The sequence below is a fragment of the Streptococcus loxodontisalivarius genome (assembly GCF_016908645.1).
Classification (GTDB): Bacteria; Bacillota; Bacilli; order Lactobacillales; family Streptococcaceae; genus Streptococcus; species Streptococcus loxodontisalivarius.
The window spans coordinates 1-19,199 of record NZ_JAFBEH010000025.1 but is presented as its reverse complement, the minus strand read 5'-3'; the positions used below and the strand labels follow the sequence as shown (position 1 = coordinate 19,199).

Annotated in this window: 22 protein-coding genes and 2 pseudogenes; 20 read left to right on the top strand and 4 right to left on the bottom strand. The window is 40.8% G+C overall.

All coding sequences use genetic code 11. The annotated features are described in order from the left end of the window. The first annotated feature begins 88 nt into the window (after positions 1 to 88). The 7 genes from JOC28_RS06535 to JOC28_RS06505 all read left to right on the top strand — a co-directional run bounded on the left by JOC28_RS06535 (position 89) and on the right by JOC28_RS06505 (position 5,831). Positions 89 to 2,221 carry a Tex family protein gene (locus JOC28_RS06535; RefSeq protein WP_205009891.1) on the top strand — a complete coding sequence of 711 codons (2,133 nt, stop codon included), beginning with the start codon at positions 89 to 91 and terminating at the stop codon, positions 2,219 to 2,221. Then, positions 2,208 to 2,648 (top strand): SprT family protein, encoded by a 441-nt coding sequence (locus tag JOC28_RS06530; RefSeq protein WP_205009889.1) that lies wholly within the window; start codon positions 2,208 to 2,210, stop codon positions 2,646 to 2,648. Before JOC28_RS06535 ends, JOC28_RS06530 begins: the two co-directional genes overlap by 14 nt. Positions 2,649 to 2,784: 136 nt before the next feature. Beyond that, positions 2,785 to 3,060, top strand: a complete 276-nt coding sequence (locus tag JOC28_RS06525) for a PspC domain-containing protein (protein ID WP_205009887.1) — start codon at positions 2,785 to 2,787, stop codon at positions 3,058 to 3,060. Between the two features lie 139 nt (positions 3,061 to 3,199). After that, positions 3,200 to 4,132, top strand: coding sequence for an HPr(Ser) kinase/phosphatase (gene hprK / locus JOC28_RS06520; RefSeq protein ID WP_205009886.1), 933 nt, complete (start codon positions 3,200 to 3,202; stop codon positions 4,130 to 4,132). Next, positions 4,129 to 4,911 carry a prolipoprotein diacylglyceryl transferase gene (lgt, locus tag JOC28_RS06515; RefSeq protein WP_205009885.1) on the top strand — a complete coding sequence of 261 codons (783 nt, stop codon included), beginning with the start codon at positions 4,129 to 4,131 and terminating at the stop codon, positions 4,909 to 4,911. The genes hprK and lgt overlap by 4 nt, the downstream gene beginning before the upstream one ends. Positions 4,912 to 4,970: 59 nt before the next feature. Beyond that, the gene (locus JOC28_RS06510; RefSeq protein ID WP_205009883.1) at positions 4,971 to 5,372 is read left to right on the top strand and encodes a DUF948 domain-containing protein; all 402 of its coding nucleotides are present in this window, start codon (positions 4,971 to 4,973) and stop codon (positions 5,370 to 5,372) included. Between the two features lie 12 nt (positions 5,373 to 5,384). Then, the gene (locus tag JOC28_RS06505; protein WP_205009881.1) at positions 5,385 to 5,831 is read left to right on the top strand and encodes a YtxH domain-containing protein; all 447 of its coding nucleotides are present in this window, start codon (positions 5,385 to 5,387) and stop codon (positions 5,829 to 5,831) included. Between the two features lie 48 nt (positions 5,832 to 5,879). Here the strand turns inward: JOC28_RS06505 and JOC28_RS06500 are convergent, their stop codons facing one another. Then, entirely contained in the window at positions 5,880 to 6,179 is a 300-nt protein-coding gene (locus JOC28_RS06500; protein ID WP_205009879.1) for a DUF3270 family protein, read from the bottom strand. A gap of 229 nt (positions 6,180 to 6,408) precedes the next feature. Between JOC28_RS06500 and JOC28_RS06495 the strand changes: the two genes are divergently transcribed. Both JOC28_RS06495 and JOC28_RS06490 read left to right on the top strand, forming a co-directional pair. After that, positions 6,409 to 7,338, top strand: a complete 930-nt coding sequence (locus JOC28_RS06495; RefSeq protein ID WP_205009878.1) for a peptidase U32 family protein — start codon at positions 6,409 to 6,411, stop codon at positions 7,336 to 7,338. A 220-nt stretch (positions 7,339 to 7,558) separates the two neighbouring features. Further along, positions 7,559 to 8,845, top strand: coding sequence for a peptidase U32 family protein (locus JOC28_RS06490; RefSeq protein ID WP_205009877.1), 1,287 nt, complete (start codon positions 7,559 to 7,561; stop codon positions 8,843 to 8,845). Positions 8,846 to 8,915: 70 nt separating this feature from the next. On the opposite strand, the gene JOC28_RS06485 is transcribed toward JOC28_RS06490, so the two are convergent. Then, positions 8,916 to 9,233, bottom strand: coding sequence for a hypothetical protein (locus JOC28_RS06485; RefSeq protein WP_205009875.1), 318 nt, complete (start codon positions 9,231 to 9,233; stop codon positions 8,916 to 8,918). Positions 9,234 to 9,334: 101 nt separating this feature from the next. On the opposite strand from JOC28_RS06485, the gene JOC28_RS06480 reads away from it, so the two are divergent. The 4 genes and pseudogenes from JOC28_RS06480 (at position 9,335) to JOC28_RS06465 (ending at position 12,134) form a co-directional block, all read left to right on the top strand. Next, positions 9,335 to 9,550 carry a YdbC family protein gene (locus tag JOC28_RS06480; protein ID WP_205009873.1) on the top strand — a complete coding sequence of 72 codons (216 nt, stop codon included), beginning with the start codon at positions 9,335 to 9,337 and terminating at the stop codon, positions 9,548 to 9,550. Positions 9,551 to 9,649: 99 nt separating this feature from the next. Beyond that, positions 9,650 to 10,768, top strand: a pseudogene (locus JOC28_RS06475) (IS3 family transposase). An 83-nt stretch (positions 10,769 to 10,851) separates the two neighbouring features. Further along, positions 10,852 to 11,613, top strand: coding sequence for an HAD family hydrolase (locus JOC28_RS06470; RefSeq protein WP_205009872.1), 762 nt, complete (start codon positions 10,852 to 10,854; stop codon positions 11,611 to 11,613). Then, positions 11,601 to 12,134 carry a 2'-5' RNA ligase family protein gene (locus tag JOC28_RS06465; RefSeq protein WP_205009871.1) on the top strand — a complete coding sequence of 178 codons (534 nt, stop codon included), beginning with the start codon at positions 11,601 to 11,603 and terminating at the stop codon, positions 12,132 to 12,134. The genes JOC28_RS06470 and JOC28_RS06465 overlap by 13 nt, the downstream gene beginning before the upstream one ends. Before the next feature lie 198 nt (positions 12,135 to 12,332). On the opposite strand, the gene lysS is transcribed toward JOC28_RS06465, so the two are convergent. After that, a complete protein-coding gene (gene lysS, locus JOC28_RS06460) occupies positions 12,333 to 13,823 on the bottom strand; it encodes a lysine--tRNA ligase (RefSeq protein ID WP_205009869.1) in 1,491 nt (496 codons plus the stop codon). Between the two features lie 191 nt (positions 13,824 to 14,014). On the opposite strand from lysS, the gene JOC28_RS06455 reads away from it, so the two are divergent. The 7 genes from JOC28_RS06455 to JOC28_RS06430 all read left to right on the top strand — a co-directional run bounded on the left by JOC28_RS06455 (position 14,015) and on the right by JOC28_RS06430 (position 18,430). Beyond that, on the top strand, positions 14,015 to 14,290 hold the full coding sequence (locus JOC28_RS06455; RefSeq protein ID WP_205009868.1) for a TIGR04197 family type VII secretion effector: 276 nt from the start codon (positions 14,015 to 14,017) through the stop codon (positions 14,288 to 14,290). A gap of 1 nt (position 14,291) precedes the next feature. Next, the gene (locus tag JOC28_RS06450; RefSeq protein WP_205009867.1) at positions 14,292 to 14,600 is read left to right on the top strand and encodes a hypothetical protein; all 309 of its coding nucleotides are present in this window, start codon (positions 14,292 to 14,294) and stop codon (positions 14,598 to 14,600) included. Beyond that, the gene (locus JOC28_RS10720; protein WP_239548903.1) at positions 14,590 to 15,462 is read left to right on the top strand and encodes a T7SS effector LXG polymorphic toxin; all 873 of its coding nucleotides are present in this window, start codon (positions 14,590 to 14,592) and stop codon (positions 15,460 to 15,462) included. Before JOC28_RS06450 ends, JOC28_RS10720 begins: the two co-directional genes overlap by 11 nt. A 99-nt stretch (positions 15,463 to 15,561) precedes the next feature. Continuing rightward, complete coding sequence (locus JOC28_RS10715) at positions 15,562 to 16,287, top strand: hypothetical protein (RefSeq protein WP_239548902.1); 726 nt, start codon at positions 15,562 to 15,564, stop codon at positions 16,285 to 16,287. Beyond that, positions 16,287 to 16,871 carry a TipC family immunity protein gene (locus tag JOC28_RS06440; protein WP_205009865.1) on the top strand — a complete coding sequence of 195 codons (585 nt, stop codon included), beginning with the start codon at positions 16,287 to 16,289 and terminating at the stop codon, positions 16,869 to 16,871. Before JOC28_RS10715 ends, JOC28_RS06440 begins: the two co-directional genes overlap by 1 nt. A gap of 124 nt (positions 16,872 to 16,995) precedes the next feature. Then, positions 16,996 to 17,898 (top strand): HAD family hydrolase, encoded by a 903-nt coding sequence (locus JOC28_RS06435; protein WP_205009864.1) that lies wholly within the window; start codon positions 16,996 to 16,998, stop codon positions 17,896 to 17,898. 19 nt (positions 17,899 to 17,917) lie between these two features. Then, a complete protein-coding gene (locus JOC28_RS06430) occupies positions 17,918 to 18,430 on the top strand; it encodes a GNAT family N-acetyltransferase (protein WP_205009899.1) in 513 nt (170 codons plus the stop codon). Positions 18,431 to 18,465: 35 nt separating this feature from the next. On the opposite strand, the pseudogene JOC28_RS06425 reads toward JOC28_RS06430, so the two are convergent. After that, positions 18,466 to 19,104 (bottom strand): annotated as a pseudogene (locus tag JOC28_RS06425) (histidine phosphatase family protein); the annotation flags it as partial. Positions 19,105 to 19,199: the final 95 nt, after the last annotated feature.

Sequence of the window (19,199 nt, the reverse complement as noted above, 5' to 3'; positions counted from 1 at the left end):
GTCATAAATGTAAATAAAATTTCTGTAAATTCTCATATTGCAGTCTATCCTAGAGGATGATAGTGATATTTTGATATAATAAGATGCTATGGAAAATAAGACTATTGAACAAATTGCTCAAGAACTTGGGCTGAAACAACAACAAATTGAACAGGTCCTCAATCTGACGGCAGAAGGAAACACTATTCCCTTTATTGCCCGCTATCGTAAGGAAGCGACTGGTAATCTGGATGAGGTTCAAATCAAGGATATCATTGATCGTGATAAGGCTATCAGAGCCCTTGCTGACCGTAAGGAAACTGTCCTAGCTAAGATTGAAGAGCAGGGCAAATTGACAGCAGCCCTCAAAGAAGCGATTCAAACTGCTGAGAAGCTGGCTGATGTCGAAGAGCTCTACCTGCCTTACAAGGAGAAACGTCGCACCAAGGCGACCATTGCTCGTGAAGCAGGTCTTTTTGACTTGGCTCGCTTGATTTTGCAAAATGCTGGCGCTCTGGAAGAAAAAGCTACTAACTTCACATCTGAAGCCTTTCCAACAGCAGAAAAAGCTTTGGCTGGTGCTGTTGACATTCTGGTTGAAGCTATGTCTGAAGATGCTAAACTACGTTCATGGACCTATAATGACATCTGGAATTATAGCCGTATCCAGTCAAGTCTCAAAGATGAAAGTCTGGATGAGAAGAAGGTCTTCCAAATCTACTACGATTTCTCAGATCAGGTCTCGAAAATGCAGGGCTATCGAACTTTGGCGCTTAACCGTGGTGAAAAACTAGGTGTCCTTAAAGTTTCTTTTGAACATAATATTGAAAAAATGCAGCGCTTTTTCGCTGCTCGCTTTAAGGAAAAAAATGCCTATATTGATGAGGTCATCAACCAAGCTATCAAGAAAAAGATCGTGCCAGCTATGGAGCGTCGCATTCGTACCGAATTGACAGAGGCTGCAGAAGATGGTGCCATCCAACTCTTCTCAGAAAATCTTCGTAATCTGCTCTTGGTATCACCGCTCAAAGGAAAAATGGTTCTTGGATTCGACCCTGCCTTTCGTACAGGTGCCAAGCTGGCAGTGGTTGACCAGACTGGAAAACTAATGACAACTCAGGTTATCTATCCTGTTCCACCAGCAAGTCAAGCTAAGATTGCCCAGTCTAAAAAAGACTTGGCAGACCTAATTAGAGCTTATAAGATTGAGATTATTGCCATCGGAAACGGAACTGCCAGTCGTGAGAGTGAAGCCTTTGTGGCTGATATTCTTAAGGACTTCCCAGAGACATCATACGTCATCGTTAATGAAAGCGGAGCTTCTGTCTACTCTGCCTCAGAGCTTGCACGACATGAGTTTCCAGATTTGACGGTTGAAAAACGCTCTGCTATTTCCATCGCTCGCCGTCTGCAAGACCCTTTGGCTGAGTTGGTCAAAATCGATCCAAAATCTATCGGTGTAGGTCAGTATCAGCACGATGTCAGTCAGAAGAAACTGTCTGAAAATCTTGACTTTGTCGTGGATACCGTGGTTAACCAAGTTGGTGTCAATGTCAATACAGCCAGTCCAGCTCTTTTGGCTCACGTGTCTGGACTCAATAAGACCATCTCTGAAAATATCGTCAAATACCGTGAGGAGAATGGTCAGATTGCCTCTCGTGCGGAAATCAAGAAGGTGCCTCGCTTGGGTGCCAAGGCTTTTGAGCAGGCTGCTGGTTTCCTTCGTATTCCGAATGCCAAAAATATTTTGGATAATACAGGCGTTCACCCAGAGAGTTACAAGGCTGTTGAAAAACTCTTTGCAAGTCTAGGGATTACGGACTTAGACCAAGAAGCAACTGCTAAGCTAGCTTCTGTCAAGGTTTCAGAAATGGCTGAGAAGTTGGAGCTTGGTCAGGAAACTCTAAAAGATATTATTGCTGACTTGCTTAAACCAGGACGTGACTTGCGTGATGACTTTGAGGCACCTGTTCTTCGTCAGGATGTTTTAGACCTCAAAGACCTGCAAATTGGTCAGAAATTAGAAGGAACAGTCCGTAATGTTGTCGATTTTGGTGCCTTTGTGGATATCGGTGTTCACGAGGACGGATTGATTCACATTTCAGAAATGAGCAAGAGCTTTGTTAACCACCCGAGTCAGGTCGTGTCAGTTGGAGATGTCGTGACAGTTTGGGTTTCCAAGGTAGACTTGGAACGTGGTAAGGTTAACCTTTCCTTGGTGGCGCCACGTGAATCTCACTGATTATGTTAGACAGGTTTCCCAAGAAGATTTTGGAAAGCCTTTCAGACACCAGGCAATTTGGAATAGCCGTTTGAGGTCAACTGGTGGACGTTTTTTCCCTAAGGATGGTCATCTGGATTTTAATCCTAAGATCTATCAAGAACACGGCTTGGATGTTTTTAGAAAAATTGTCAGGCATGAGCTCTGCCATTACCATCTTTATTTTGAGAAAAAAGGCTACCGACACGCAGATAGAGATTTTAAAAATCTCCTCAAAAAGGTAGACGGGCTCCGCTATGCGCCTGCCTTAGAAAGCAGAAATGCTAAACCCAAATATCACTACCGATGTCGGTCTTGTGGGCTAGATTACTATCGCAAGCGCCGCATTGATACTCGAAAATATGGCTGTGGCAAATGTCACGGAAAACTCCTCATAGTAGAGGACTAAGTAGAGGACTAAAAATCAGTCCCAAGCCCGATAGTTTTTAAGGCTAGAAAGGGCTATACTAGTTAGTAGGATAAGATAAAAAGCGATAGAGAAGTGTTCGCATTGAAAACTTTTTAATCTCTAGAAAGGAACAATCATGAAAGATAAATTTTACAAACAGCGCAAAAATAAAATGTTTGCAGGAGTTCTTGCAGGAATTTCTGATCGATATGGTTGGGACTTGAATTTGGTAAGGGCACTTTATGTTATTTTCTCCATGTTCACCAATGGAATCGGCTTTTTCTTGTATATTGTTCTAGCAATCTTTCTTCCCTACAAAGAGGACATTATGAAAGATAGATTTGGAACTGGTCCAAGAAAACGTAAAGATGCAGATGTCATCGACGATGACAAGGACGGTTGGTACTGGTAGAAAAAGTAGAAGAGGGATGTGGTCAAGATAAGCTTGATTCATTCCTCTTTTTGTAAATCTTTTGAAAAAAGGTTAGCGCTTTCTTTTCTTTCCTAATCATGCTATAATGGGAGAAAATAATTGAGAAAAGAGAATTGCTATGGTAGTTACAGTTCAGATGCTTGTCGACAAGGTCAAGCTTGATATTGTTCATGGTACAGAGGAAGCACTTGCCAAGAAGATTACGACCTCAGATATTTCCCGTCCAGGGCTTGAGATGACAGGTTACTTTGATTATTATTCACCTGAGCGTATTCAGTTGATTGGGATGAAAGAGTGGTCTTATTTGACAGCTATGACATCACATAACCGTTACTCGGTCTTACGTGCCATGTTTAAGCCAGAAACACCAGCTATTATCGTTGCACGTGATTTGGAGATTCCTGAGGAAATGCTGCGCGCAGCTGAGGAAGAAGGCATCGCTGTCTTGACGAGTCGCCAACCGACTTCAGGTTTGTCAGGTGAGATTTCATGGTATTTGAATTCACAATTGGCAGAGCGTACAAGCGTTCACGGCGTTCTTATGGATATCTATGGTATGGGTGTCTTGATTCAAGGTGACTCAGGTATCGGTAAGAGTGAGACAGGTCTTGAGCTTGTCAAACGTGGTCACCGTTTGGTTGCAGATGACCGTGTTGATGTTTTTGCCAAGGATGAAGAGACACTCTGGGGTGAACCTGCAGAAATCTTGCGTCACCTTCTTGAGATTCGTGGTGTCGGAATTATCGATATCATGAGCTTGTACGGTGCTAGCGCGGTCCGTAATTCATCACAAGTTCAACTGGCTATTTATCTTGAAAACTTTGAAGCTGGTAAGGTCTTTGACCGCCTTGGTAATGGCAACGAAGAAATCGAACTTCAAGGTGTTAAAATTCCACGAGTTCGTATTCCAGTTAAGACTGGTCGTAACGTTTCCGTTGTTATTGAAGCGGCAGCTATGAACCACCGTGCAAAACAAATGGGATTCGATGCAACTAAGACCTTCGAAGAACGATTGACTAATCTTATCAGTCAAAATGGTGAAGCTCAATGATCAATCCAATTGCCTTTCAAATTGGTCCCTTTGCCATTCACTGGTATGCCATCTGTATTGTCTCGGGCTTACTTTTAGCAGTCTATCTGGCTATGAGAGAGGGTGCTAAAAAGGGGATCAGTTCAGATGATATCCTAGATTTTATTCTGATTGCCTTTCCCCTAGCCATTATCGGTGCTAGAATCTACTATGTCATCTTCCAGTGGAGCTACTACAGTCAAAATCCTTCGGAGATTATTGCCATCTGGAACGGTGGGATTGCCATCTACGGGGGCTTGATTACAGGTGCTATCGTTCTCTATTATTTCTCCAGATACCGCTTCATCAATCCTATCGACTTTTTGGACATCGCTGCGCCAGGAGTCATGATTGCGCAAGCTATTGGACGCTGGGGAAATTTTATCAATCAAGAAGCCTACGGCAAGGCTGTAAAATCGCTGGACTATCTTCCTGATTTTATTAAAAATCAGATGTATATTGACGGTGCCTATCGTACGCCGACCTTCCTGTATGAGTCTCTTTGGAATCTTCTTGGATTTATCATCATCATGATTGTCCGCCGTCGCCCTAATTTCTTGAAGCAGGGTGAGGTTGCCTTCTTCTATTTGATTTGGTATGGTTGCGGACGCTTTGTCATTGAAGGCATGCGAACAGATAGCCTTATGCTAGCTGGACTTCGTGTTTCTCAATGGGTGTCAGTTGTCCTTGTTCTGGCAGGACTTGGTTTATTCATCTGGCGCCGTCGTCAGAAAGATATTCCTTACTATCAAACCAAGTGATTAATCGTCATTTTCCCGAGCTTTTGCTATAATGGAAGAAACGAATTTAGGAGAACAACATGATTGGAATTGCCCTTTTAATTATCGCTATCGCCTTTGCCTTATTGGTTATCTATCTTATCCTTTTGTTGCGAAAGGTTTCAGAAACTGTTGATGAAGCTAATAATACCATTCGCATCCTGACAAGTGATGTCAATGTCACCCTTCATCAAACCAATGAAATCCTTGCCAAAGCTAATGTTCTTGTAGAAGACGTTAATGGAAAAGTCTCAACGATTGATCCTCTCTTTGTGGCTATCGCAGACCTTTCAGAAAGTGTCTCAGACTTGAATCTCCAAGCACGAAGTCTTGGTCGTAAGGCTAGCTCTGCAGGTGCGACTGTAGGAAAAGCTAGCGCAGTCACAGGAGCAGCTAAGATGGCATCAAAACTCTTTAAAAAATCAAAATCTAAAGCAGACTAAAGGAGTTACCCTATGAATAAATTTCTTAAAACCCTAGTTGTCGGAGCCTCAGCAGGAGCAGCTACTGCCTATTTCTTTACAAGTAAAAAAGGTAAGGAAGTTAAAGTCAAAGCTACTAAGCTCTACAATGATTACAAACAAGACCCAGAAAGCTACCACCAAATGGCTAAAGACAAGGTCAACGAATACAAAGACGTAGCTGTTGAAACCTTCAATGACTACAAGGAAAAATACGAAACAGCAGATATCAAAAAAGAAGATATCATTGCAGTCGTTAAGGAAAAATCAGAGCAAGTCAAAGACCTAGCTACTGAAAAATTCCAATCAGTCAAAGAATCAGTTGACACTCAAGCAGAAGAAACAAATACACAAGTTGATGATATTGTCATCGACCTTGTAGAAGAAGTACCAGTAGAAACAGCTGAGTCAACGGAAAGAACAAAGACAGAAGAAAACTAAAAAAACTTTGGAATGTCATCATTCCAAAGTTTTTCTATATTTATAGTCTTAACGTCTCATTGAGAGGATAAAGTAGTAAATCGTAGAGGTAAAGGCAAGACTGAGTAACATCGCGATTGGAAATGCTAGTAGCGGTCTCACTGAAAGAACCAATAAGATAAAGCTGATTAAGACGGTGAAGACTGAGAAAATCGCAATCTTTGTGAAGAAGAGGAGTTCGCGAAACTTGCTACTGTTGCGGTTAATCTCCTGATATTCACGATAACGTGCCTGCTCAGCAATTTGACCTTGCTCATCTTCATGTTGTTCAAGCTCAGTTGGCTGCTCATACTGTCTTTGGACTGCCATAGAACCCCTCCCTTCTTAACTAAATTCACCTCATCAAAGAGGCTTTTCGATAAAATCCTTTACTATCATACCATAAAATAGCCTAAATAACAGTCTAATTCTGGAGAAAATCAAAAAATCCGTCTTAAGTTGGAGAAAGATATAAAAGTTATTTATAATGATTATCGATAAAAATAAAAATTACGGTATTTTTGGTTTTTCAAGTTTAAAGTATGATATAATTTAAGCTATGGAAAAAATTGTTATTACTGCGACAGCAGAAAGTTTAGAACAAGCTAAAGCCCTTTTAGAGCTTGGTGTTGATCGTCTTTACGTTGGTGAGATGGCCTATGGTCTTCGTCTTCCAAAAAATTTGACATTCCCAGAGCTTCGTAAAATTGCTGAGCTGACTCACAGTTATGGTAAGGAATTGACAGTAGCAGTCAATGCCCTCATGCACCAAGATATGATGGATGCTCTGCCAGATTATCTTGACTTCCTTGAAGAGATTAAGGCTGATTATATCACAGTTGGTGATGCAGGTGTTTTCTACATCTGCAAACGTGACAATCGTTCATTCAAAACAATTTACGATGCCTCAACTATGGTAACCTCAAGCCGTCAGATTAATTTCTGGGGAAAAACAGCAGGTGCTTCAGAGGCTGTTTTGGCGCGTGAAATCCCATCTGCAGAACTCTTTGTCATGGGTGAGAAACTTGAGATTCCAGGAGAAATCTTGGTCTACGGTGCAAGTATTATCCACCACTCAAAACGCCCTCTTCTTCACAACTACTATAATTTCATCAAAACGGAAGAGCGTGTTAATAAAGACCGTGACCTCTTCTTGGCAGAACCAAGTGATCCAGACTCACATTACTCTGTTTACGAAGACAATCATGGAACACACATCTTTGCCAATAATGACTTGGACATGATGACTAAGTTGTCTGAATTGGTAGAGAATGGCTTTGACCACTGGAAATTGGACGGTGTCTACACACCTGGTGAGAACTTCGTCAAAATTACAGAATACTTTGTTAAAGCTCGTGATTTGATTATGGCTGGCGAATTTACGCAGGACCAAGCCTATGTCTTTGACGAAGCTATCCGTAAACTCCATCCAGCTAACCGTGGCTTGGATACTGGTTTCTACGAATACGCACCAGATCGTGTCAAATAATATCTAGAATTTCTAGCCTGGAGTTACTATTTCAGGGGGCTAGAAACTACCTAATAGCTCTGCTATTATCACTAATCTTAACTTATCTTGATATTTGAACACGGGCTACGGACTATGTCAAAAAGATAAATCTTCCTAGACGACACGCGTCTTCGGTAGATTTCCTATTTTGACTGTGTCCGCTTAACGCCCTTTGTATCATTTGTAATAGGAGAAGAATATGTCTAATGTTAAAAAACGTCCTGAGGTTCTGGCACCGGCTGGGACTTTGGAAAAATTGAAAGTTGCCGTTGATTACGGTGCAGATGCTGTCTTCGTCGGTGGTCAGCAATACGGACTTCGTAGTCGTGCAGGTAACTTCTCAATGGAAGATATGCAAGAAGGAATCAACTACGCCCACGAACGTGGTGCCAAGGTCTATGTTGCTGCCAACATGGTTACCCACGAGGGTAATGAAGATGGTGCTGGTGCTTGGTTCCGTGAATTGCGTGATATGGGACTTGATGCGGTTATCGTGTCTGACCCAGCCCTTATCGAGATTTGTGCTACTGAAGCACCAGGACTTGATATTCACTTGTCTACACAAGCTTCAGCTACCAATGTTGAAACTTTCCACTTCTGGAAAGAATACGGATTGACACGTGTTGTTTTGGCGCGTGAGGTTTCAATGGAAGAATTGGCAGAGATTCGTCGTCGTACAGATGTCGAAATTGAAGCCTTTGTTCATGGAGCAATGTGTATTTCTTACTCAGGACGTTGTACTCTGTCAAACCACATGAGTGACCGTGATGCCAACCGTGGTGGCTGTTCACAATCATGCCGTTGGAAATATGACCTCTATGATATGCCTTTCGGTCAAGAAAGAAAGAGCATCCAAGGGGAAGTTCCAGAAGAATTTTCAATGTCAGCCGTTGACATGTCAATGATCGACCATATTCCAGACATGGTTGAAAATGGCGTTGACAGCCTTAAAATCGAAGGTCGTATGAAATCAATCCACTATGTCTCAACAGTTGCCAACTGCTACAAGGCTGCCGTTGATGCTTACATGGAAAGCCCAGAGAAGTTTGAAGCAATCAAACAAGACTTGATTGATGAAATGTGGAAAGTTGCCCAACGTGAATTGGCGACAGGTTTCTACTACAACACACCAACAGAAAACGAGCAACTCTTCGGTGCCCGTCGTAAAATTCCTCAATATAAATTTGTTGGTGAAGTTGTCGCTTTCAACAAAGACAATATGACAGCAACTATTCGTCAACGTAACGTTATCCTCGAAGGTGACCGTATCGAGTTCTACGGACCAGGTTTCCGTCATTTTGAATGCTTCGTAGAAGATCTCCACGATTCAAAAGGTAACAAGATTGACCGTGCGCCAAACCCAATGGAACTCTTGACGATCACAGTTCCTCAAGAGGTAAAACCAGGCGATATGATCCGTGCCTGCAAAGAAGGACTCATCAACCTCTACCAAAAAGATGGCACAAGCAAAACTGTTCGCGCATAATAACAAAAGCAAACCTCTGGCCAGTTAAGAACCAGAGGTTTATTTTATGGAAAATAGCAGAGCAGCACAGCTATTGGGCCTTGGCCTGAGATTGCTTAACCGTATCAGGAACCAGACTGATACGATCGATATCTGAAAAGGCGATGATAGCTGAGATATTCTGTTGAAAATTTTTGAGAACGAGCTGACCAGTTTCCTTATCATAGCGAATAATGTCACCAGTGAAACTCTTTTGCGAATAGATAACGTGAACCGCAGATTGACTTTGAATAGCATCTTGAAGGGTTTTGGTCAGCTGATTTTGTTTGAGATTGATGGCATGAGGTTTCTTTGGACCATCAAAAAAGCTGATAAAATGTTTCCTAAAAGCTGACCAATAGTTTTTCATAGAAATCCCTTTCAAAAATTGATACAATAATTGTACACTATTTTAAAAAAATAATCATTTTTTTGCACAGAATTACGAATAGAATAAGTGGAGGAAATATTATGTCAGAATTTAAATTTGAAATCGAAGAAAAATTGTTGGTCTTGTCTGAAAACGAGAAAGGTTGGACCAAAGAATTGAACCGCGTCAGCTTCAATGGCGCAGAAGCCAAATGGGACATCCGCATGTGGAGTCCTGACCATACCAAGATGGGCAAGGGCATTACCCTAACTCAAGAGGAGTTCCTAGTTATCCTAGATGCCTTTAGACGCCGTTAAGAAAAAGCTGATTGGTTCTGGCACTAGCCCCCAAAAATGAGACACAAGAAAAAACACTTCTGTTGAAATCTAGTAAACTAGAAACAGGAGTGTTTTGTTATGGTCAAAAAAGCTTATTCAGTAGAAACGAAGTTAGCCTGTATTGAAATGAAAAAGGCGGGTAAATCCAACAAGGTTATCATGGAGACCTTAGGTATCAAAAATGTTAGTCAGGTAAAGACCTGGTGGCGATGGTACAAGAATGATGAACTGCACCGTTTTTACCAACCTGTGGGGAAACAGTATACCTACGGTAAAGGGTTGGAACAGTTATCTGAAGTGGAACAGTTACGCCTGCAGGTAAAACTCTTAAAAAAGTATCGGAGCTTGGTAAGGCAATCGACAAAGTGAGCCTTGTCAAGCTAGTGTAAGAATACAAGGAGCATTATCCAGTGTCCCTTATTCTAGACTGTTTCAGTGTCAAACGATCAACCTTCTACCGCTGGAAAGCAGAAGGTCAGAAACCTAAGAAGAGAGATGCAATTGAAGATAAAATCGAGCAACTCTGTATGGAAAATCAATTTATCTATGGCTATCGTACCATCACCCGCTTACTCAAGAAGATCTATGGTCTCATCGTCAATTCTAAAAAGGTCTACCGTATCATGAAGGAAAAAGGCTGGCTCTGTCGGACACGTCCCAAGAAGATGCCAAGTCTAGGGAAGCCTTACTATGTGACAGAGAATAGGTTAAATCGTGATTTCCAAGCAGAAAATCCAATGGAGAAGCTTGTCACAGACATTACCTACCTCTACTTTGGAAATTGTAAGCTCTACTTATCTTCTATCATGGACCTCTATAATCGTGAAATTGTAGCTTATACTATCTCAGATTGTCAGGATACAGATTTTGTTTTAGACACGCTCCATCAACTCAAGCTGTCTCAAGGGGTCCTCTTACACAGCGACCAGGGCTCTGTTTACACCTCAAAAGGCTTGTAGAGAAAAAGGCATCATCCGCTCCATGTCCCGTAAGGGAACACCAGCAGATAATGCCTGTATCGAATGGTTCCATTCCGTTCTAAAGTCTGAAACCTTCTATCTCCATCGCTGGAGAAACCTAACTAAAGATAGTATAACAGATATTGTCAAGAATTACATCACATTTTATAATAAAACTAGAGTTCAACAGAGATTAAACGACCAGTCTCCTGTAGATTACAGAAAACTGACCGCTTAAATGTGTTTTTCTTCTGTCCCACTTTTGGGGTGCAGTGCCCCTGCCAGTCAGCTTTTTGCTATAATAGAGGCAAAGGAGACCACATGCTAGCATATAAGAACTACATTTTTGATTTTTACGGGACCTTGGTCCATATTGAGACCGATGAAGAGTCGCTTGATTTTTGGAGGACAATAGCAGAGCTTTATAGCAGTCTTGGAGCTACTTATGAAGCATCTGAGTTAAGGAAAGCTTATATCAGACTAGTCGCTGACGAGGAAGCAAACTTAGCCCAGCCCAGCCAGTTAGACTATGTTGAAATTGACATTCTTCAGGTTTTCAAGAGACTTTACACAGAATGCCCTAACAGAGATAAGCTCTCTTGGAAACTTGATTTAGAAACTGCCAGTAGATTGATTGCTGCAGCCTTTAGAATAGAATCTCGAAAAGAACTCAGAGCCTATGATGCGACTGTGCAGCTACTAGACTATCTCAAGTCACAAGGTGACAAGATTTTCCTCCTCTCAAATGCCCAGAAAGCTTTTACACTCCAAGAACTTAAGCAGACAGGCCTTTATGACTATTTTGACAAGATTTACATCTCGTCCGACTATGGTATGAAAAAACCACGTCCCCAGTTTTGGGAAATGGTCCTCACAGAGAACAAGCTAAATCTTTCAGAAAGTGTCATGATAGGTAACGACTTTACCACCGATATCGCAATTGCAGATAGCCTGGGTATGGACAGTATCTTTATCAACAGTTTCAACTACAACGAAAAAGAACTCAAAGAAAAGAATACTAGCAAAGTACCGGTGGTTGAGGATATTGGAGGAGTGATGGAGGTAGTAACATGTATGCGTTGATAGCAATTTTTGATAGGGATAGTAGAAAACAAATCAAGGAATTATGGGATTATCTCAATCGTGAGGGGATTTCTGATTATGCTTTTCAAGTAGAAAATAGAGAACCGCATTTAACCATAGCTGATTTTGAATTTATAGATTCTACTAATTTGCAATCTATAGAAAATTTTGTAAGAAATGTACCGACACCAACTCTTACAATTGCAGGGATCTCATCATTTTTAGAGACGAATATTATTACATTGAGTATTGATAAAAAGCAAGCTCTCGTAACTTGGCATGATAATTTTTATAATATTTTGTCGGAAATAGTAGATAGAGAATCATTTTATAGTCCTAAAAACTGGTTACCACACATTACAATTGCCAATCGAGTTTCTTGTGACAAATTAGGGATTGCATTTGAATTGAGTCATCGAATATGGTCTAAGAAGGAAGTTGAAATCTCAGCACTACAAGTTATTAAAATTAATAAATTTGATGTAGAAGTGATAGCACAATTTGATTGCAATTTATCTTAAACACACAACTGACAGTAGAAAATCTGCTGTCAGTTTTTTTGCTGCCTGGAAACAAAAAAGCTTCCCTTGGAATAATCCAAGAGAAGCTGTAAGCTGTTATAAGTTTTTACAACTACTTGTATAAGTTGTGGTAAATTTTTGGTAAGTTATACCACTAAACCTCTAGTAAGGCTGATATGACAGCGTTTATGAGACGTCTTATTTCATCGTAGGGAATAGCAACACATCACGGATAGTTGTTGTATCTGTGAGGAGCATGCAGAGGCGGTCGATACCAATTCCGAGTCCACCTGTTGGTGGCATACCGTATTCAAGGGCTTCAACGTAGTCGTAGTCGATGCCTGTTGCTTCGTCATCACCGAGTTCTTTGGCAGCAGCTTGAGCTCTGAAGCGTTCCAATTGATCGATTGGGTCGTTAAGCTCAGTGAAGGCATTACCGTACTCTTTGGTCATGATGAAGAGCTCAAAACGGTCTGTGAAGCGTGGATCTTCTGGATTTTTCTTAGCCAGTGGTGATACAGCAACTGGGTGACCGTAAACGAAAGTTGGTTGGATAAGCGTTTCTTCAACAAATTCTTCAAAGAAGGCATTGATGATGTGACCAACTTCAGTGTAGTGTTTTTCAACAGGAACTTTTTTCTCTTGGGCAATAGCTGACGCTTCTTCAAAGGTCATGTCAGCCCAGAAATCAACACCAGTGATTTCCTTGATAGCATCTACCATGTGAACACGTTTGAATGGTTCGTTGAGTTTGATTTCAGTATCTTGGTAGATAACTGGCTCATCACCTTTAACAGCCTTAGTAACGTGTTGGATGATACCTTCTGTCAAGTCCATGATATCCTTGTAGTCAGCGTAGGCTTGGTAAACTTCGATAGAAGTGAACTCAGGATTGTGAGTAGCATCCATACCTTCGTTACGGAAGATACGTCCAATTTCATAGACACGTTCCATACCACCGACGATAAGGCGTTTCAAGTGAAGCTCAGTTGCGATACGAAGTACCATATCGATGTTTTGAGCGTTGTGGTGAGTGATGAAAGGTTTAGCAGCAGCACCACCAGCTTCATTGTGAAGTACAGGTGTTTCAACTTCTAAGAAACCAAGTCCATCAAGGTAACGACGGATTTCTGAAATAATTTTTGAACGTGTTACAAAGCGATCGAAGCTTTCACGATTTGAAATCAAGTCAAGGTAACGTTTACGATAGATTGTTTCAACGTCAGTCAATCCGTGGAATTTTTCAGGAAGTGGGCGCAGCGATTTAGACAAGTGAGTGATGTGAGTAGCCTTGATAGAAAGCTCACCCATGTCAGTACGCATAACTTCACCTTCGATACCGAGGAAGTCACCGAGGTCAGCTTTCTTGAAAATTTCATAGTTTTCTTCGCCGACAGCATCTTTACGGACATAGAGCTGGATTTGACCATCACGGTCTTGGATGTGGGCGAAGCCGACTTTACCCTTACCACGTTTTGTCATCAAGCGTCCTGCAACGATAGCAGTTTCATTGATGTCGTGCAATTCTTCTTTAGTTTTATCTGCGTATTTTTCTTTAAGTTCACCAGAAGTAGCTGTGCGTTCGAAACGCTTACCAAAAGGATCGATTCCTTGTTCAGCCAAAGCCGTCATTTTTTCACGACGGACAATCTGTTGATCGTTCAATTCTTCCATGTGTTCGTTTGACATCTTAGTCCTCCAATAAATAGTCCTATCTATTGTATCACAAAATAGGCTAGAAGGCACTCATTTATTTCCAGGGTTTGTGTCAATTTTTCCGAGGATAACTAGACACAAACTAGACACTATTTTGTATGTTTTTGTAAGTAGATTATGATAAAATAAGGAAAATAACATCAAGGAGAATAGGAGGAGATTTGATGGAAATAAAAAGCGACTTATCAGCAGCGCAAGAACATGCAACGGCGTTGACAACTGCTAAGGATCAGTTATTAGTGGATGCGTCATCGGTCACGTTAGATGAGCAAACAACCGTGCAAGGGAACTCAAAAGCTAAAGTGGTCATTCAGCGAAGTGGCGAAATGGCTAACCAGATTAAAACAGCTTTAGCTACGACAATGGAACATTTGAATTCGGTGGCTAGTGATTTTGAAGTGGTTGACCAAGAAGGAGCACATGCGATAAAGGGAGAATAGGATGAAAAAGTATGAACTGGAACAACAAATGGAGGAAACTTATGCGTCTCGTCGTAAGACAGCTGAGTTACAAGAATCCTATGACTATTATTCTGGCATAGCGGCTCACTCAGAGGAGTTTTTATGGCAAGATGCTTATCAGAGTCATTATGCGCCTCGCTTTGAAACGGCTTTAGACATGACGAGTCGTTATCGTCATTATTTGTTTTGGGAAGCAGAAGAAGAGATAGCGGACCAGAGAAAAAAAGAAGACGATCTTGAAGATGATCTTGATGTCCTTTTGCGAAAGGAGGTTCAAGATGAGCGTTGATATGATTTTAGAGGACTCACAGACTCAAAGTCAGACAACAACGAGTTATTGTCAACACCAATTAGAAGGCTATCGAGCAATCCAACAAGCGATTAACCAGTTTGTTTCCGATACAGAAAGCTTAAAAGGCAAGGCTTATGATTCGGCTAGAGCTTTTGCGGAGACGGTTCTCACCCCTTTAGCCCGTGGTGGGGAACTTTACGAAGAAACCTTAAGTCAACTCATCACTAAATTGCCTAATGACTATATGGAAATGGTGGATGGTAAGAGTTGGCGAGAAGAAGATCTTCTCCAGCGGATTGATCAGCAACAACAGTGTCTAAATGTTCTTGGAGAGATGGAACTGCAATTGTCCTTAATTTCAGTGATGTCATTAGAACGCAAAATAAGCCTTCATCAATACCATGTGGAACTGATTGAAGTCCATGCTGACCTCAAACGAACTTATGAAGAAATATTAGAAAAGCTCTATGCGTTTGATAGCTATTCAGCCAGTATCTTTGATACCTTATCTGATATTGATACGCAAATGACACTTGGGTTATCTCAAATTGACCAGTCTTGGAATGCTCAAACAGGCACTTTTCAAACAATGGCGAATATGTCTTGGGCAACGGTTCTAAATAACCAGTATGCGGTTAAGGATACCAAAGCCACTACCGATGAAAAGATATTCATGGCTAATCTCATGACCCAGTACGGTTTTGATGCGGAAACCGCTCAAATTATCCTAAAGGTTAAACGAAAGATTGATAAAGAATTTCCTAAACTCCCACAAGACGAACGGGATTATTTGTTGTTACGGCTTATTGGGAGCGTCTCTTATGGCGCGGTTAATGGAACAAAGGACGAAATTCTCTAGAATACAACTGCTGGTGACTTGGCAACTTACTTTTATCATGAAAAATCAACAGCTAGTGGCAATTCCATCTATCGTGTTGGAATGACTTATGATGACATCATGACAAAACTTGGCATATCAGCTGAAGATTCCAAAACACTTTATAAAAATCTAACACTTCAACATGGTCTGTCGGGAGAAGACAGAGATCTAAATGCCATGGATGACGATGAACTTTATAAATATGCAAAAGAAATCTCACAAAACTATAAAGATAGTAAAGGCATTGATATTACTGTTGATGAAGTTCTAGCTGGTATGGAAACTATGTATCACAAAGCTGATTTTACTCATCAATCAATCACGATGGCTACGCATTTACGACCGTCTACCTATCCACTGATTAATGGACAAGTGGAAGATTTAGCAGGTTGGGAAGGTGATACTACTCGAAACGCCAATGAAAAAGATCCAAGTATTGGCATTGATGATTATTTAGCCGATTTAGATGCGGTTAATCTTACCAGTCGAATGTCATCAGGACAATCTTATATGACTGCCTTGAATACCTACCAATTAGAGTTAAGAACGGGTAAAACAACCCGTGAGAAAGAGTTTAAACAAAACATTGACTTTAAGGAAGTTAAAGAGACAATCTTTTCTAGCTTAGTGCCAAAAACATTATCAGGTAAAGTAATTGCAACAGACCCTATCACTGGGAGTCCGATTTATGATTCCGTTTCAGAAGATGAAGCTATGGCTTATTTAGAAGAAAATTACGAGGGTTCTTACTTGTTTGTTAAGAGCTTAGAAGAGGAAGAGAATTTATTTGGGGAGGACAAATAATGAAAAAGAAAGCGTTTCTAATTTTTGGACTTGTCATAGTAGTTGCTCTATCTGGCTATTGGTTCTCCGTTTATCATAGTTTAAAGAATCCTTTTGATGAGATGATTTATTCTGAAACGCAATCAACAAAAGTAACTCTCTTTACACCTTTAAGTACAGTTGTTGGCAGTGACAGGCATTTTAAAGCTAATGACGATTTTATCAGTCTGGACTATGATGAAAATTTGCTTAATGACGATGAGTCTATGTATACCTTTATATCTCCGTCAATACTATCATTTACTTATAGCGTTAACATTGAAGAAGATGTAAAAGTAGTTGTTGTTTATAGTTATAGGGCAAAAAATGCTACACTAACTCAATCGGTTCATCTCTCTGACCAAAAAAAGACCTATCACGGCAATGAATTATTAACCCAATTGTCTGCTTATGGTAAAGATTTAGATTGGCTTCAAACCACAAGTCAGACTGTTTTAGAAGATGATATTTTAGGACTGTGGTTTAAAAAAGGAAGTCACCGTTACTCTTTGGATAACCTAGGCAATCTAACCATTACATACGATGATGTTTTAAGTGATAACTAAAAAGGCTGCTATAATAGTTAATGGTAATATCTAAAAGTTATATAACAAAATATAGTTTGAAAAAACCTTTCAAAAATAGTATAATGAACTGCATTTTGAAAATTGTTTGAAAGAAAAGAGAAACATGATTACATCTATTGTTTTTGACGTTGATGATACTATCTATGATCAGCAAGCACCTTATCGCATCGCGGTGGAGAAGTGCTTCCCTGATTTTGATATGACTAAAATCAACCAAGCCTACATTCGCTTCCGTCATTACTCAGACGTTGGTTTTCCAAGGGTAATGGCTGGCGAGTGGACGACAGAGTACTTTAGATTCTGGCGTTGTAAGGAGACCTTGTTGGAGTTTGATTACCCTGAAATTGATGAAGAAACAGGAAATCATTTCCAAGAAGTTTACGAACACGAGTTGGAAAATATTACCATGCTTGATGAAATGCGTATGACACTTGATTTCCTAAAATCAAAAGGTGTCCCAATGGGAATTATCACCAATGGTCCAACCGAGCACCAATTGAAAAAGGTCAAAAAATTGGGTCTCTACGACTATGTTGATCCGAAGCGTGTCATCGTTAGTCAGGCGACTGGTTTCCAAAAACCTGAGAAGGAAATTTTCAACTTGGCAGCGGAGCAATTTGACATGAACCCATCAACAACGCTCTATGTTGGAGATTCCTATGACAATGACGTTATGGGCGCTAAAAATGGAGGCTGGCACGCCATGTGGTTTAACCACCGAGGACGTACTTTGAAAGCTGGTACTAAGCCTGTTTACGATGTGGCTATTGATAACTTTGAGCAGCTTTTTGGGGCTGTTAAGGTCCTCTTTGACCTACCAGATAACAAATTTATCTTTGACGTCAATGACAAGAAAAATCCAGTTCTTGAAATGGGGATCAATAACGGCTTGATGATGGCAGCAGAGCGTCTCTTGGAAAGTAATATGAGCGTAGACAAGGTGGTTATCTTGCTACGTCTCAGCAAGCAACAAGAAAAAATTCTCCGCATGAAATATGTAAGATAGAGAAAGTGTGACCTGTATGATGGAAATTCGTCGACTAAGATTGGAAGATAAGGCAGCCTTTAGGCGTTTTCAAGATATTCTCTTGGCAGAAAAAGCGGCTGGGAATGATCTGGTTGAGACTAAACGAGTTGAAGATTTTGAGGCTTTTCTGGCTAAAAGTCAACAGAATGAAATCGATACAGGAAATCCAGATTGGTCTACCTCGACGAATTTTTATTATTTTAAAGATGGTGAAATGCTTGCCCGAATCGGCTGCCGTTGGGAACTCAAGGGTGAGCTAGCTAGAGTGGGTGGTCATATCGGTTATGTTACGAGAACTGACTTTAGAGGTCAGGGTATTATGACTGAACTTCTAGATTTTGCCCTCAGAGAATATGCTGCGCGTGGTATCAAAAAGGTATTGATTACAGCTAGAAAAGATAATCAAGCTAGCCGTGCAACCATTGAGAAATTCCCTGCTAGCTTTGATGGCTATGCAGAGGATAGAGGCTTTGAATGGGCAAGGTACTGGGTTGACACACCAAGTGAATAGAAAAAAGTTGGGTTAAACCCAACTTTTTTGTTTGTCTATTTTGTGTAAACAAGCTCTTCCTCAGCAACTTCAAGATAGCTAGTATCGTTCCAAGTGATGAGTTTGAAGCTTTGGAAATCCTCTGTTTCAAGGATAGTCAGACTTGAGTTACTCAACCCACCATCTAGTCGAAGCTGTGCTGGATGGAAGCCTAATAGAGTCTTGATAGACGCGGTTAGATTAGCTCCATGACCAACAAAAAGCACATGTTGAAATGGTTTATCCTTTAATGACTGTACCAAATCGAGAACACGTCGTGTTGTTTGATAAAGGCTTTCAGCATTGAAAAGATCTCCCTTGAAGAGGGCAAGGTTGTGGCGAAATGCTTCCATTTGTTTTGGATAGATAGAAGTCATGATTGCGATTTTCTGCCCTTCAAGACTGCCTAGGCGCCACTCTCTTAAAGCATCAGTAAAGAAAATTTGACTTTGATGATGATTCTCTTGCATAATCAACTCAGTCGTTTCACGAGCGCGCTTTAAATCGCTTGAAAAGACGCAATCGAAGTTCTGGTCGGCTAAAAAATGACCAAGCTTCTTCAAATCCTCACGCGCCTCAGGTAGTAGTGGCGAATCGCCTCCTGCACCTTGGAAACGCCCTTCAACATTCCATTCTGTTTTTCCATGTCGAACAAAAGGCTCTTTGTCAACTGTAGTGGGTTGACTAAATAATTAAGCACGAGAGAGAATCAAATTGGTTCTCTCTTTTGTTGCGTTCAAAGCGAGAAGAA

What these genes read in the sequence shown, in the direction of transcription:
- JOC28_RS06535 (WP_205009891.1), top strand. Translation starts at nt 89, where the DNA reads ATGGAAAATAAGACTATTGAACAAATTGCTCAAGAACTTGGGCTGAAA.
- JOC28_RS06525 (WP_205009887.1), top strand. Translation starts at nt 2,785, where the DNA reads ATGAAAGATAAATTTTACAAACAGCGCAAAAATAAAATGTTTGCAGGA.
- hprK (WP_205009886.1), top strand. Translation starts at nt 3,200, where the DNA reads ATGGTAGTTACAGTTCAGATGCTTGTCGACAAGGTCAAGCTTGATATT.
- lgt (WP_205009885.1), top strand. Translation starts at nt 4,129, where the DNA reads ATGATCAATCCAATTGCCTTTCAAATTGGTCCCTTTGCCATTCACTGG.
- JOC28_RS06510 (WP_205009883.1), top strand. Translation starts at nt 4,971, where the DNA reads ATGATTGGAATTGCCCTTTTAATTATCGCTATCGCCTTTGCCTTATTG.
- JOC28_RS06505 (WP_205009881.1), top strand. Translation starts at nt 5,385, where the DNA reads ATGAATAAATTTCTTAAAACCCTAGTTGTCGGAGCCTCAGCAGGAGCA.
- JOC28_RS06500 (WP_205009879.1), bottom strand. Translation starts at nt 6,179, where the DNA reads ATGGCAGTCCAAAGACAGTATGAGCAGCCAACTGAGCTTGAACAACAT.
- JOC28_RS06495 (WP_205009878.1), top strand. Translation starts at nt 6,409, where the DNA reads ATGGAAAAAATTGTTATTACTGCGACAGCAGAAAGTTTAGAACAAGCT.
- JOC28_RS06490 (WP_205009877.1), top strand. Translation starts at nt 7,559, where the DNA reads ATGTCTAATGTTAAAAAACGTCCTGAGGTTCTGGCACCGGCTGGGACT.
- JOC28_RS06485 (WP_205009875.1), bottom strand. Translation starts at nt 9,233, where the DNA reads ATGAAAAACTATTGGTCAGCTTTTAGGAAACATTTTATCAGCTTTTTT.
- JOC28_RS06480 (WP_205009873.1), top strand. Translation starts at nt 9,335, where the DNA reads ATGTCAGAATTTAAATTTGAAATCGAAGAAAAATTGTTGGTCTTGTCT.
- JOC28_RS06470 (WP_205009872.1), top strand. Translation starts at nt 10,852, where the DNA reads ATGCTAGCATATAAGAACTACATTTTTGATTTTTACGGGACCTTGGTC.
- JOC28_RS06465 (WP_205009871.1), top strand. Translation starts at nt 11,601, where the DNA reads ATGTATGCGTTGATAGCAATTTTTGATAGGGATAGTAGAAAACAAATC.
- lysS (WP_205009869.1), bottom strand. Translation starts at nt 13,823, where the DNA reads ATGTCAAACGAACACATGGAAGAATTGAACGATCAACAGATTGTCCGT.
- JOC28_RS06455 (WP_205009868.1), top strand. Translation starts at nt 14,015, where the DNA reads ATGGAAATAAAAAGCGACTTATCAGCAGCGCAAGAACATGCAACGGCG.
- JOC28_RS06450 (WP_205009867.1), top strand. Translation starts at nt 14,292, where the DNA reads ATGAAAAAGTATGAACTGGAACAACAAATGGAGGAAACTTATGCGTCT.
- JOC28_RS10720 (WP_239548903.1), top strand. Translation starts at nt 14,590, where the DNA reads ATGAGCGTTGATATGATTTTAGAGGACTCACAGACTCAAAGTCAGACA.
- JOC28_RS10715 (WP_239548902.1), top strand. Translation starts at nt 15,562, where the DNA reads ATGACAAAACTTGGCATATCAGCTGAAGATTCCAAAACACTTTATAAA.
- JOC28_RS06440 (WP_205009865.1), top strand. Translation starts at nt 16,287, where the DNA reads ATGAAAAAGAAAGCGTTTCTAATTTTTGGACTTGTCATAGTAGTTGCT.
- JOC28_RS06435 (WP_205009864.1), top strand. Translation starts at nt 16,996, where the DNA reads ATGATTACATCTATTGTTTTTGACGTTGATGATACTATCTATGATCAG.
- JOC28_RS06430 (WP_205009899.1), top strand. Translation starts at nt 17,918, where the DNA reads ATGGAAATTCGTCGACTAAGATTGGAAGATAAGGCAGCCTTTAGGCGT.